We start from the raw sequence: 13,496 nt of genomic DNA, 5'->3' as shown, positions 1-13,496 counted from the left end.
CTGCATTGAAGATCGAGGTTGAACGATGAGTACTGCTTCGGACGCCACCAAGACCGGCAAGCTGCGGCTGGGCGGCAGCAACCTCTGGCTGTTCCTGCTGCTGGCATCGATGATCCTGTTCGGCGTCAATACCGGCGTCGCCACCTGGCAGGGCAGTCGCCTCGCCGACGCCGGTTCCAAGGCCGCCGACCTGCAGGTGCTGTCGCAGCAGCTGGCCAACCAGGGACGTGACGCGGTCGGCGGCAATGCCCAGGCCTTCACCGCCTTCAAGGCCACCCGCAACGCGATCGAACAGAACGTGTCGACGCTGCAGGGCCGCTATGGCAAGGAGCCGGGCGTGTCCGGCGCCATCGCCACCCTGGGCGAAACCTGGGCGCCGCTGGGCAAGCAGGCCGGGCAGCTGGTGGCCAGCGAGCCGGCGGTGCTGGCGCTGGCCGGCAATGCCAACAACTTCACCGGCGCGGTACCGGGCCTGCAGGCCCAGCTGAACGAGCTGGTGCGCGCGATGTCCGCCTCCGGCGCCCCTTCGTCGCAGGTGTACAGCGCACTGCAGCAGGTGGTGGTGGCCGGTTCGATGGCGCGCCGCGTGACCGAAATGCGTGCCGGTGGCAGCGCCGCAGCGACCTCCGGTGATGCGCTGGCGCGTGACATCACCGTGTTCTCGCAGGTGCTCGACGGCCTGCGCAACGGCAACGAGGAACTGGGCATCACCGCCGTGCGCGGCGGCGCCGCCGTGGCCGCACTGGAGCAGTCGCAGCAGAAGTGGGAAGCGATGAAGCAGGACGCCGACGCGATCCTGGCGAGCTCGCGCCAGCTGTTCGCGGCGCAGTCCGCCGCCACCGCGCTGGGCCAGGGCTCGGCCCACATGCTGGACGACAGCCGAAAGCTGTTCGATGCGTTCTCCTCGTTCGGCTCGGTCTCCGACACCCGCCTGTTCCCGAACTTCTGGATCGGCGTGGTGTCCGGCGCGCTGTCGCTGATCGCGATCATCGGCTTCGTCTCTACCAACGTGCGCAGCCGCTCGCGCGAGCAGGAACTGCGCTACCAGACCCAGGTGGAATTCAACAGCCGCAACCAGCAGGCGATCATGCGGCTGCTGGACGAAATCTCCTCGCTCGGTGAGGGTGACCTGACGGTGAAGGCGTCGGTGACCGAGGACATGACCGGCGCGATCGCCGACGCGATCAACTATGCGGTGGACGAACTGCGCCACCTGGTGACCACCATCAACGACACCTCGGCCAAGGTCGCGATGTCCACCCAGGAAACGCAGGCCACCGCGATGCAGCTGGCAGAGGCGGCGGGTCACCAGGCCAACCAGATCACCTCCGCCTCGGACCGCATCGGTGAAATCGCAGCGAGCATCGAGCAGGTGTCGCGCAACTCGGCCGAGTCGGCCGACGTGGCACAGCGCTCGGTGGTGATCGCCGCCGAAGGTGCCGGCGTGGTGCGCGAGACCATCCAGGGCATGGACCAGATCCGCGACCAGATCCAGGAAACCTCCAAGCGCATCAAGCGCCTGGGCGAGTCGTCGCAGGAAATCGGTTCGATCGTGGAACTGATCAATGACATTTCCGAGCAGACCAACATCCTGGCGCTGAACGCGGCGGTGCAGGCTGCGTCGGCGGGTGAAGCCGGCCGGGGCTTCGCGGTCGTGGCCGACGAAGTGCAGCGCCTGGCAGAACGTACCTCGGGTGCGACCCGACGCATCGAAAACCTGGTCCAGGCCATTCAGGCCGATACCAACGAAGCGGTCACCTCGATGGAGCAGACCACGGCCGAAGTGGTATCCGGTGCGCGCCTGGCCGAGGACGCCGGTACCGCGCTGACCGAGATCGAGCGCGTGTCCAACGCCCTCAATACCCTCATCAAGAACATCTCCATCGCCGCCCAGCAGCAGTCGGCCGCGGCCTCGGACATTACCCGCACCATGGGCGTGATCCGGCAGATCACCGGCCAGACCTCGCAGGGTGCCGGGCAGACCGCAGAGTCGATCGGCCACCTCGCGCAGCTGGCGGCGGACCTGCGCCGTTCGGTCGCCGACTTCAAGCTGCCGGCGTGACGCGGGCAGGGCGGCGAGCAAGGAACCAGTCGATGAAGCATTTCCATTCCCCACGCCAGAATCCGCGCGGCCACCGCGCGGCGGCGAACGGAGCGCGTCCATGAGCAGTCTGCGCGATGCGATGAGCCACGCAGCACTGGGCTGGGTCAAGCCCGAGCTGGACGAGACCCTGCGCCAGGTGCGCAACGAGGTCGAGTACTACGCGGAAGACCCGAGCGATGCCAGCCGCATGCGCATCTGCGCCGGCTACCTGCACCAGGTGCAGGGCACCCTGCGCATGGTCGAGCTGTATGCCCCGGCGATGGTGGCCGAAGAGCTGGAGCAGCTGGCCAATGCCATCGGCGCCGGCCAGGTGGCCGACCGGGACGAAGCCTGCGCGACCCTGATGCGTGGCAGCGTGCTGCTGCCTGACTATCTGGAGCGCCTGCAGAACGGCCATCGCGACATTCCGATCGTGCTGATGCCGCTGCTCAACGAGATCCGTGCGTCGCGCGGCGAAGAAGGCGTCAATGACAGCGTGCTGCTGGCCTTTGCGCCGGACAGCGTCACCGCCACCGAGGCCGAGCTGGACCATGCCCGGGGCAGCCTGAGCGGGCGCAACCGCGAACTGCTCGACACGGTCGGCAGCGCGGTGAAGGAAGAACTGCTGCGCATCAAGGATGCGCTGGACCTGCACCTGCGCACCGGCGGTGCGCCGGAACAGCTGCAGACCCAGGCCAACGAGCTCGGCGCCGTGGCCGACACGCTGGGCATGATGGGCCTGGGCGTGGCCCGCGGCGTGGTCGTGCAGCAGCGCGACGCGCTGCGTGGCGTGGTCGAAGGCCGCCAGCAGATCGACGAGAACCTGCTGCTGGATATCGCCGGTGCGCTGCTGTACGTCGATGCGTCGCTGGACGATCAGGTCGCCCATCTGGGCGCCGGCGGCAGTGGCGAGGACGACCCGAGCGCGGTCGAGAACCGGCGCACGGTGGAGGTGCTGGCGCATGAAGCCATCGCCAACTTCGCCGCCGCGCGCGAGCATTTCGTCGCCTTCATCGAAACCAGCTGGAACCATGCCGAGCTGCAGGATGTCCCACGCCTGCTGGGCGATGTGTCCGGCGCGCTGCGCATGCTTGACCTGGGTACTGCCGCCGACTACCTGCGCGGCGTGCAGCAGTACATCGAGGCCGAGCTGATCGGCCGCCAGCGCGTACCCAGCGGCCGCCAGCTGGACACCCTGGCCGATGCCATGGCCAGCCTGGAGTACTACCTGGAAGCGCTGCGCGACCGCCGCCCGGGTCGCGAAGACATCCTCGAAATCACCCGCAGCAGCCTCGAGGCACTGCGCTACTGGCCGCTGCCCGAACGCAACGCTGCCGCACCGGAAGCGCCGGCACTGCTGCCGGTTGAACGCGAGCCGGTTGCGTTGCAGGCCGAGCCGCTGCGGCCCGAGCGTATCGAGGTGCCGGTGCAGCCTGCTGCGCCCGCGGCCGGCGACGTGCCGGTACCGCTGCCGGACTTCACCTTCGATCCGCCGCCGGCCACGCCGGCACCGAGGGTGCCCGACAACAGCCTGATGTTCGGCGCGCTGGGCACCGCAGGCGTCGTGGCCGCCAGCCCGTTGGATGCTGGCGCCTCGCCGCTGCCAACGCAGGAAGATGCCGAGGCAGCACTGGTCTTTGCCGCGTCCAGCGCACCTGCGCCGGATGTCCCGCAGTGGGAGCTGGCGCCGTTCCACCCCGAAGCCGAAGCGCTCGCGACCGCCGACGAACGCGCGCCGACGTTCGCCAGTTTCGATCCCGTCAGCTTCGAACTGGCCGACAGCGATCACGCCGGTGCACCGCAGTGGTCGCTGTCCGAGGCGCCACAGGTGCTTGAGGATGTCGATGCGCCTGCCAGCGACGAGCCGACCGACGCAGTGCTGGCCTCCGTCGCCGAGTTCGATGCTGCACCGGCGTTCGATCCGGTCGCCGCGGAACAGGATGCGGTTGCGGTGGCCGATGACGTGGTGTTCCGCTTCGACGCCGACGCACTGGACAACGCTGACGATGTCCTGTCGCTGCATGCGATGGAGACGCTGTCGCTGGATGACGACGCCGGGTTGCCGGCTTCGCTGGAGTTTGACGATGCGGTGATGCCGCCGCAGGCCGATGCCGTGCCGGCGACGGAGCCCGGGATGGATGCGGCCGCGGATGAGCCGCCGGCACCATCCATTGCGCTGCCGACGCCCGAAGAGGCGGCTGCGACTGCAGAAGCGTCCGCTCCGGCCGTGTCGGTGATCGATATCGACACCATCGCGCCGATCGATTTCAGCGAAGCCGATGCCCAGTTCTTCGCCGAGCTGAGTGCGGCGGCTGCCGATTTCAATCCGCAGGCGATGGCCGCGGCTGCAACCCCGGAAACGGCGGTTGCGAATGCGGCCGACGCCGACGCAAATGCGGGCTTCGACGCCGGCTTTGACGACGATGCCGAGAACATCGACGAGGACATCCGCGAGGTGTTCCTGGAAGAGTTCGACGATGAGTTGGCCAACCTCGGCACGCTGCTGCCAGCGTGGCGCATGCAGCCGGACAACATGGACCGGCTGCGTCCGATCCGCCGCATCTTCCACACCCTCAAGGGCAGCGGCCGCCTGGTCGGCGCGCGCACCCTGGGCGAGTTCGCCTGGAAGATCGAAGGCATGCTCAACCGCGTGCTGGATGGCAGCCGCGCCGCGTCGCCGGCGGTGCTGGCCATGGTCGACAACGCCCATGCGGCGCTGCCACAGCTGAACGCGGCGCTGCGCCACGGCCAGCGCATCAGCGTCGACCTGCAGGCCATGCAGGCCATCGCCGATCGCGTCGGTGCAGGCGAGGAAACCTACTACGTACCGCTGCCGGGCGCTGCGGCACCGGTGGCGGCGGAGAGCAATGCCGACGCCGAAGACGAGATCAGCCGCATTCTCGAGGCCGAGGCTGCAGGTCCGGAAGCGGGCGAAACCGCCGAGGCCGAGGCCATCGGCACGCCGGCCAACATCGACAGCGTGCTGCGCGAGATTCTCGAGGCCGAGGTGGAAGTCCACCAGGCCACGCTGCAGGACTGGCTGCGTTCGGCGCAGCAGGCGCCGCTGCCGGTCAGCGATGCACTGCTGCGCGCGGTGCACACCATGAACGGCGCCTTCGCGATGACCGAAGTGCCCGAGATCACCGCCGTGACCGGCGGGGCCGAGTCCTACATCAAGCGCGCCCTGGCGGCCGAGGTGGTGCCGGGCGAAGACGCCGTGGCCGCCCTGGATGCGACCGCGCAGGCGATCACCGCCACCATGGAAGCGCTGCAGGCCGAACAGCCGCGCATCGCGCCGCAGCAGGTGTTGGCGCAGCGCCTGCAGGCGCTGGCCGGCGAGCTGCCGGAAGCGCGCTGGCCGATGGTCGGCCTGGAAGCCGACGACGACGAGCTGGCGCTGGAGGACGAACCGGCGGCGGAATCGGAGGCGGACGCATCGGCGCCCGTCGACGTCGAAACCGATGCCCTGTCGCTGTCGCCTGCCGAACCGGTACCGGAGCACGACGCGCTTGCCGATGCTGGGGCTACCGCAGTGGCCGACGCAGCGATCGAGGCCGGGCTGGAGGTGGGCGAGTTGACGGCCAGCGACGACCTGTCGCGCTATTTCGATGCGGAATGGCCGTCCGCGCCGGGCGAGGGCGAGCTGGGCCTGCCGGAGGGTGAATCGATCCAGGCCGCGGAGGTGGCACAGGAGGCCGCGGCGGATGAGGTCGAGGCGGAGGCCGAGCGCGTGTCGCCGTTGTCCGACGAGGCGGGGCTGACCGTCGTCGACGATCTGTCGCCCTACCTGGACGCCAGTGCGCTGCCTGTCGACGACCGCGATGCGGAAGAAGATCAGACGACTGCCGAATCCGTCGCCCCTGACCTGAATGGGGCAGCGCCGGAGCGTGCAGACCTCGCCGACGCGGTGGAGTTCGAGACGCCTGTTGCACTGCCACTCGACAGCGAGCTGTCGAGCCTGCAGGATGAAATGGCTGCGCCGGGGTTTGCAGAACCGGTCTCGCTGGAAGCCGCGCTCGAGGCCGGCCTGCACGTGATCGACGAAGAGCAGCCCCTGGCCGACGACGGGCAATGGCCCGTGCTCGGCCTGCAGGCCAGCGAACTCGCGCCGGGCGAGGCGGAAGCCTTTGCCGAGGATGCGGACGTCGGCGGGGAGGCGGCGATCGGTGAAGGAGAGAGCGCCGATCAGCCGTCCCCGGCGACGGTGAACGAGCAGGCGGCCGCGGACGCAGCGCCGGGCATCGCCGAACCGGTGCGCTTCTTCGAAATGGAAGACGCGCCGGGCCAGGCCGAAGGCCACGCCGACATCGGCAACGCCGGGGCGGTCACCGCGTTGGATGACGTGGAAGCCGATGCGGCCGAAGGCGTTGCATCTGAACCCGAGGCAGCCGAGGCTGCTGCCGCGACGGTGGCGGAAGAGAGTGCCGATGCACTTGACTTCAGCGTCTATGATCGCGAACTGGTCGACATCTTCGTCGAGGAAGGCAAGGACCTGCTCGACCATTGCGACGGCCTGATCAGCGAACTGCGCGATGCGCCGCAGGACCGCGAGGTGCTGGCCGGCCTGCAGCGTGACCTGCACACCCTGAAGGGTGGTGCACGCATGGCCGGCATCAATGCCATCGGCGATCTGGGCCACAGCATCGAATCGTTGCTGGAAGCCGTTGCCGCCGGTCGCACCGACATCGAACGCCGCGATGTGCAGTTGCTGGAGCGCGGGTTCGATCGCCTGCACCAGCTGCTGACCCGCACCGGCGACCACCGCGTGGTGGAACCGGCGCAGGACCTGCTGGACGCGTTCGAAGTGCGCACCACCACCGACATCGCCGCCGTTGCGGCGGCGTCCGCAGCCGCAGCGGCAGCCGCGAACGAAGCCACTGTTGCCGAAACGGCGCAGGCACCGGACGCGGTCCCGGCACCGGCCCTGCTCGATGCGCCGTTGTCGGCGCCGCTGCCGGCCGAAGGCGGGGGCGATGAAGATCCGCTGGCACGCCCGCAGCAGGAACAGGTGCGCGTGCGCGCGGATCTGCTCGACCGCTTGGTCAACCATGCCGGTGAAGTGGCGATCTACCGTTCGCGGCTGGAACAGCAGCTGGGTGCCTTCCGTGGTGCCATGGGCGAACTGGAGCGCACCAACGCGCGTCTGCGCGACCAGCTTCGCCGCCTGGATCTGGAAACCGAAGCGCAGATCGTCGCCCGCTACCAGCGTGAGCAGGACCAGGCCGACCAGAAGTTCGATCCGCTGGAACTGGACCGCTTCTCCACCCTGCAGCAGCTGAGCCGGGCGCTGAACGAATCGGCGGCCGACCTCGGGGGCCTGCAGGGCGTGCTCGACGATCTGTCGCGCCAGTACGACTCGCTGCTGCAACAGCAGTCGCGTGTCAGTTCCGAACTGCAGGATGGCCTGATGCGCGCGCGCATGGTGCCGTTCGACGGCCTGGTGCCGCGCCTGCGTCGCGTGGTCCGGCAGTCCGGCATGGACACCGGCAAGCAGGTGCACCTGACCCTGGAAGGCACCCACGGCGAACTGGACCGCAACGTGCTGGATCGCATGGTCGCGCCGCTGGAGCACATGCTGCGCAACTCCGTGGCCCACGGCCTGGAAGCGCCCGAGCAGCGTCGCGCCGCCGGCAAGCCGGAAGAGGGCGAGGTCGCCATCCGCCTGCATCGCGAAGGCTCGGAAATCGTGCTGGAAGTGGCCGATGACGGCGCGGGCCTGGATCGCGAAGCGATCCGCCGGCGCGCCATCGATCGCGGGCTGCTGGCAGCCGATGCGCAGCCCAGCGAGCAGGACCTGGACAACCTGATCTTCGCCTCCGGCTTCTCCACCGCCGATCAGGTCAGCCAGCTGGCCGGCCGCGGCGTGGGCATGGACGTGGTGCGCAATGAAGTGCGCCAGCTCGGCGGCTCGGTCGACATCCAGTCAGTGCGCGGCCAGGGCGTGCGTTTCACCCTGCGCCTGCCGCAGACGCTGGCTGTCACCCAAGCGGTGTTCGTGCAGATCGGCGACACCACCTTTGCCGTGCCGGTGGCCTCGGTCAGTGGCATCGGTCGTCTGTCGCGCGAGCGTTTCGAGGCCGCCGACAGCAGCTACCGCTACAGCGGCGAAGACTATCCGCTGTATGACCTGGGCAGCCTGGTCGGGCAGGCCCCGGCGCGGGCGGATGGGCAGGACCAGGTGCCGCTGTTGCTGGTCCGCGCCGGTGACCTGCGCGCGGCCGTGGCCATCGACCAGGTGCTGGGCAACCGCGAAATCGTGGTCAAGCCAGTCGGCCTGCAGATCGCCTCGGTACCGGGCATCTACGGTGCCACCATCACCGGCGATGGCCGCGTGGTGGTGATCCTGGACGTCGCGCCGCTGGTGCGCCGCTTCCTGGCCAATCCGACCGCACCGGTGCTGGCCAATGCGCCGCGTGACGAACGCCAGGTGCCGCTGGTGATGGTGGTCGATGATTCGCTGACCATGCGCAAGGTGACCGGTCGCATCCTCGAACGGCACAACTTCGAAGTCAGCGTCGCCCGCGATGGCGTGGAAGCACTGGAGCGGCTGGAAGAGCGCGTGCCGGACCTGATGCTGCTGGATATCGAGATGCCGCGCATGGACGGCTACGAGCTGGCCACCGCGATGCGTGCCGACCCGCGCTACAAGGATGTGCCGATCGTGATGATCACCTCGCGCAGCGGCGACAAGCACCGCCAGCGCGCCTTCGAGATCGGTGTCCAGCGTTACCTGGGCAAGCCGTACCAGGAACTGGACCTGATGCGTAACGTGTACGACCTGCTGGGGATCGCCCGTGTCCGTGAGTGAAGCCCATCCGGCCCCGGCCGTTGCCCTGCTGGCGCGCCCCGGCGCGGCGCGTGAGCGCCTGCGCGAAGCGCTGTCGCATGCGGATGTGCAGCTGGTCCTGGAAGATGATCCGAACGGCCTGGAGCCACAGGTCCTGCAGGCTGCGGACCCGCAGTTCGTGGTGATCGCGCTGGAAGCGGCGATCGAGGACGCGCTGGAACGCCTGGAAGCCGTCCTCTCCGCCCCCGGGCTGACCCTGGTGTTCGATGAAGCCGAGCTGGCCGCACGCCGCGATGGCTGGGAGGCCCAGCGTTGGGGCCGGCATCTGGCCGCCAAGCTGCACGGCCACCAGCAGGTGTTGCCGCCGGGTGCCGAGGACGAACCGGGCCTGCAGCTGGAGCCCGGTCATCCGGCGCCCGCGCCGGCGCCACAGGAAGAAGCCCTGCAGCCGCACCTCGAACAGGCGCTGAGCTGGGCCGATGACGTCCCGGCCGACGGCCTGTATTCGCCGCCGACGCACCTGCACGAGCCGATCGCGCTCGAACAGGCCCTGGCGGCGCTGCAGCCGGTCGTGCCGGCGCCGCTGGATCCGCCGCCGCTGGCCGAGCCGGCGGCGCCCGCGGCACCACCGGTTTCGTTCGATCACACCGCCTGGTCGCTGGTCGACGAATCCAGCGAGTCCCCGGCACCGGCCGCCGTGGCGGCGCCCGTGGCCGCGACGCAGCCGGCCTTTGATACCGATCATTTGAGCCTGGTCGACCTGGACGCCGCGGCACCGGTCGGTGCGCGGGCCGCCTCGCTGCTGGTATTGGCCGGCATTGGCGGGCCGGATGCACTGCGTCGCCTGCTCGGCGCGCTGCCTGCGTCGCTGAGTGTCCCGGTACTGGTGCACATGCGCCTGGACGGTGGCCGCTACGGCAACCTGGTCAAGCAGATGTCGCGCGTTTCGCCTCTGCCGGTGCAGCTGGCCGAGGCTGGCCAGCGCGCCGTACCGGGCGAGGTGCACGTGCTGGCCGATGACATCGGCGTACGCGCGGCCGGTGATGGCCTGCATTTCCAGAGCGATGCCCAGGGCATTTCGCTCGCTTCGCTGCCGGCAGGGCACACCGCGCTGGTGCTGCTCAGTGGTGCCGACCTGGCCCACGTCGGTCCGGCACTGGATCTGGCGGCCGCCGGTGCATGGGTGGCCGGGCAGGTGGGCGAGGGCTGCTATGACCCGGCTGCGGCCACCGCAGTGGTCGCTGCCGGCATGGTGGCCGGCGAGCCGCAGGAACTGGCGCAGGCGATTGCCGCGCGCTGGGGCGAACAGCATGAGAACGGAGAGGCACCATGAGCTACGCCAGCAATGACGAAATCCGCGGCGTCCTGATCCAGGCCGGCAACGAGCGCGTGCTGTTGCCCAATGCCACCGTGGCCGAAATGATGTCGCGGGTGCCGGTGCAGCCGGTTTCCGATGCGCCGCGCTGGCTGGTCGGCGAGATCGGCTGGCATGGCTGGCAGGTGCCGCTGGTGTCGTTCGCGCGGCTTTCGGGGCTGGGCGAAGAGGTGGTGGCCGGCCACAACAAGGTGGTGGTGCTGAAGTCCCTCAGCGGCAACGCGCAGCGCCCGTACTACGCGCTGCTGACGCAGAACTTCCCGCAGCTGATCTCGGTGCCACGCGATGGCCTGCTGGCCGACGCCTCCGAGGAAACCCTGCCGCAGACCGTGCACATGCGCGTGCTGCTGGGTGAGCAGAGCGCCCTGCTGCCGAACCTGGATGCCCTGGAAGCGGCGCTGGATTCGCTGGCGGCCTGATCGGGAATCCGCCGGTCAGGTTCCCGGTAGTGCCGGCCGCTGGCCGGCAACGTCATGTTCCCGTGGATGCCGGCAGCGGTCGGCATTGCCACGCATCAGCCTCACCCCAGGTCGCCCAACCGCGCCTGCAATGCGGCAATCGCGGCCAGCCCGGCCGTTTCCGTGCGCAGGATCCGCGGGCCCAGCTGCAGCCCCTGGAAGCCGGCCGCTTGCAATCACGATGCCGCCAGCGGGAGCGGCTTCCAGCGTCGGCATTCGCTGGCGGCCTGATCGGCAATCCGCCGGTCGGGTTCCCGGTAGTGCCGGCCGCTGGCCGGCAACCCCATGATCCCGTGGATGCCGGCCAGCGGCCGGCACTACCACGAAGCCTTACCCCAGATCGCCCAACCGCGCCTGCAACGCCGCGATCGCGGCCAGTCCGGCCGTTTCCGTGCGCAGGATCCGCGGCCCCAGTTGCAGCCCCTGGAACCCTGCCGCTTGCAATCACGATGCCGCCAGCGGGAGCGGCTTCCTGCGTCGACATTCGCTGGCGGCCTGATCGGTAATCCGCCGGTCGGGTAGCTGGTAGTGCCGGCCGCTGGCCGGCAACCTCATGTTCCCGTGGATGCCGGCCAGCGGTCGGCATTGCCGCGCATCAGCCTCACCCCAGGTCGCCCAACCGCGCCTGCAATGCGGCAATCGCGGCCAGCCCGGCCGTTTCCGTGCGCAGGATCCGCGGGCCCAGCTGCAGCCCCTGGAAGCCGGCCGCAGCCAGTTGATCGCGATCACGGGGTGACCAGCCGCCCTCCGGGCCGATCGCGATCACGATGCCGCCTGCCGGCGCAGCCTGCAGCGTCGACAGCCGATGCGCGCCCAGTGGGTCCAGGGTCAGGCGCAGCGTATCGGCCGGCAGCGCCGTGGCGGCCTGGGCCAGCGACAGCGGCGAACCCACCCGCGGGATGCGTGCACGCCCGGACTGGCCACAGGCCGACGTCACCACGTTGTTCCAGTGCGCCACGCGCTTCTCGGCCCGTGCCGCATCCAGCTTCACCTCGGTCCGCTCGGCGTTGACCGGAATGATCGCCGCCACGCCCAGTTCGGTGGCCTTCTGCAGGATCAGGTCCATCTTCTCGCCGCGGGCGATGCCCTGCAGCAGGGTGATGGCCAGCGGCGATTCGTTGTCGACGGGTTGCACCGCGTCGATGCGGGCCTGGACCTCGCGCTTGCCGGCCACGGTCAGCGTCGCGCTGTAGTCATGGCCGTCGCCATTGAACAGTACGCAGGTATCTCCCTCGCGCAGGCGCATCACCCGCACCAGGTGGTTGGCCGTCTCTTCCGGCAGGGTCACGGTCTGGCCGCTGTGCAGCGCCAGGTCGATGGGGCAGCGGGTCACGCGCATGCAATCGCCTCGTCGATGGCTGCCAGCGTCGCATGCGCCAGCAGCTCCAGTTGTTCGTCGTCCACGCAATAGGGTGGCATCCAGTACAGCACGTCGCCCAGCGGGCGCAGCACCACGCCACGTTTCAGCGCGGCCTTGTACGCGTGCAGGCCCAGCCGCAGGGCCGGGTCGAACGGCGTGCGCCGGTTGCCGTCACGCGACAGTTCGAAGGCGACCACCATGCCCGCCTGGCGCACGTCGGCCACGTGCGGATGGTCGCTGAAAGGAGCCGCCAGCGTGCCCATCACCGAAGCGATGCCGCGGTTGCGGGCGATCACATCGTCGTCGCGGAAGATGTCCAGCGTCGCCAGCGCGGCTGCGCAGGCCAACGGGTTGCCGGTGTAGCTGTGCGAATGCAGGAACGCACGCTCGCGCGTGTCGTCGAGGAAGGCGTCGTACAGCGCCTGGGTGGCCAGCACTGCGGCCAGCGGCAGGAAGCCGCCGGTCAGGCCCTTGGACAGGCACATCAGGTCCGGCATCACCCCGGCCTGCTCACAGGCGAACAGGGTGCCGGTGCGGCCGAAGCCGGTGGCGATCTCGTCGGCGATCATGAACGCGCCGTGCGCGTCGCACAGTTCGCGCACGCGCTGCAGGTAGACCGGATCATGCATGCGCATGCCACCGGCACACTGCAGCCGTGGCTCCAGCACCACCGCGCAGACTTCTCCCGGGTGCTGGTCGAACAGCGTGGCCAGGCCATCGGCCGCCTGCCGCGCACGATCGGCCGCGCTCTGGCCCGGTTCGGCCAGGTAGGCATCGGGCGAGGGGGCGAACAGGCCTTCGGCCAGCAGCGGCGCATAGACCCGGCGATACAGCGGGATGTCACCCAGCGCCAACGCGCCCAGGGTTTCGCCGTGGTAGCCGTTCTCGAGCGCGATGAAGCGGGTGCGCCGGGACTCTCCGCGATTCTGGAAGTACTGGAAGGCCATCTTCAGCGCCACTTCCACGCCGGCCGAACCGTTGTCGGCGTAGAACACCTTGGCCAGCGGTGCACGGCCGGCCTGGCGTGGCGCGAGTGCCAGCAGGCGTTCGGCCAGGGTAATGGCCGGCTCGTGGCCGAAGCCTGCCAGCATCACCTGTTCCAGTTGCCCGGCCTGGGCGGCGATGGCGCCCCCGATGCGCGGCTCGGCGTGGCCGAACAGGTTGGTCCACCAGCTGCTGACCGCGTCCAGGTAGCGATTGCCATCGTGGTCGATCAGCCAGGCCCCTTCGCCACGGGCGATCGGCACCAGGGGCAGGGTGTCCGGATGCTCACGCATCTGCGTGCACGGGTGCCACAGCACCTGCAGGTCGCGCTGCCGCCAATGGCTGGCCAGCGGGGAACGGGTTGGGTCTGCTAGCATTTCGGGCTCATGAACATGTTGCTGCCTGCACATTCTATCGGCCCCGGCACAGCCGCCGGTCGCCGCGGAGAT

6 protein-coding genes and 2 pseudogenes are annotated in these 13,496 nt (G+C 69.5%); 4 read left to right on the top strand and 4 right to left on the bottom strand.

Annotated elements, in window-relative coordinates:
• Positions 1-25: 25 nt before the first annotated feature.
• The 4 genes from BLS66_RS02810 (at position 26) to BLS66_RS02795 (ending at position 10,664) form a co-directional block, all read left to right on the top strand.
• The gene (locus tag BLS66_RS02810; RefSeq protein WP_049468083.1) at positions 26-2,062 is read left to right on the top strand and encodes a methyl-accepting chemotaxis protein; all 2,037 of its coding nucleotides are present in this window, start codon (positions 26-28) and stop codon (positions 2,060-2,062) included.
• A gap of 100 nt (positions 2,063-2,162) precedes the next feature.
• The gene (locus BLS66_RS02805; RefSeq protein ID WP_074725022.1) at positions 2,163-8,891 is read left to right on the top strand and encodes an Hpt domain-containing protein; all 6,729 of its coding nucleotides are present in this window, start codon (positions 2,163-2,165) and stop codon (positions 8,889-8,891) included.
• Entirely contained in the window at positions 8,878-10,203 is a 1,326-nt protein-coding gene (locus BLS66_RS02800; RefSeq protein ID WP_074725021.1) for a chemotaxis protein CheB, read from the top strand. The genes BLS66_RS02805 and BLS66_RS02800 overlap by 14 nt, the downstream gene beginning before the upstream one ends.
• Complete coding sequence (locus BLS66_RS02795) at positions 10,200-10,664, top strand: chemotaxis protein CheW (RefSeq protein ID WP_049468090.1); 465 nt, start codon at positions 10,200-10,202, stop codon at positions 10,662-10,664. Before BLS66_RS02800 ends, BLS66_RS02795 begins: the two co-directional genes overlap by 4 nt.
• A 101-nt stretch (positions 10,665-10,765) precedes the next feature.
• Here BLS66_RS02795 and BLS66_RS02790 read toward each other — a convergent pair.
• The 4 genes and pseudogenes from BLS66_RS02790 to bioA form a co-directional block, all read right to left on the bottom strand.
• Positions 10,766-10,879, bottom strand: a pseudogene (locus BLS66_RS02790) (16S rRNA (uracil(1498)-N(3))-methyltransferase); the annotation flags it as partial.
• Between the two features lie 154 nt (positions 10,880-11,033).
• A pseudogene (locus BLS66_RS02785) lies at positions 11,034-11,147 on the bottom strand (16S rRNA (uracil(1498)-N(3))-methyltransferase); the annotation flags it as partial.
• Positions 11,148-11,304: 157 nt separating this feature from the next.
• Positions 11,305-12,042: a 16S rRNA (uracil(1498)-N(3))-methyltransferase gene (locus BLS66_RS02780; RefSeq protein WP_074725020.1), complete on the bottom strand. Its 738-nt coding sequence runs from the start codon at positions 12,040-12,042 to the stop codon at positions 11,305-11,307.
• Positions 12,033-13,424: an adenosylmethionine--8-amino-7-oxononanoate transaminase gene (bioA, locus tag BLS66_RS02775; RefSeq protein WP_244152939.1), complete on the bottom strand. Its 1,392-nt coding sequence runs from the start codon at positions 13,422-13,424 to the stop codon at positions 12,033-12,035. The genes BLS66_RS02780 and bioA overlap by 10 nt, the downstream gene beginning before the upstream one ends.
• Positions 13,425-13,496 lie beyond the last annotated feature (72 nt).

The organism is Stenotrophomonas pavanii (assembly GCF_900101175.1).
In the GTDB taxonomy this organism is placed as follows: Bacteria; Pseudomonadota; Gammaproteobacteria; order Xanthomonadales; family Xanthomonadaceae; genus Stenotrophomonas; species Stenotrophomonas pavanii.
Note: the sequence above shows the minus strand (reverse complement) of the source record. Positions and strands in the feature narration are given on the sequence as shown.

Bases quoted from the DNA above. Each gene is read 5' to 3' on its own strand.
- BLS66_RS02810 (WP_049468083.1), top strand. From the start codon at position 26: ATGAGTACTGCTTCGGACGCCACCAAGACCGGCAAGCTGCGGCTGGGC.
- bioA (WP_244152939.1), bottom strand. From the start codon at position 13,424: ATGCTAGCAGACCCAACCCGTTCCCCGCTGGCCAGCCATTGGCGGCAG.
- BLS66_RS02805 (WP_074725022.1), top strand. From the start codon at position 2,163: ATGAGCAGTCTGCGCGATGCGATGAGCCACGCAGCACTGGGCTGGGTC.
- BLS66_RS02780 (WP_074725020.1), bottom strand. From the start codon at position 12,042: ATGCGCGTGACCCGCTGCCCCATCGACCTGGCGCTGCACAGCGGCCAG.
- BLS66_RS02795 (WP_049468090.1), top strand. From the start codon at position 10,200: ATGAGCTACGCCAGCAATGACGAAATCCGCGGCGTCCTGATCCAGGCC.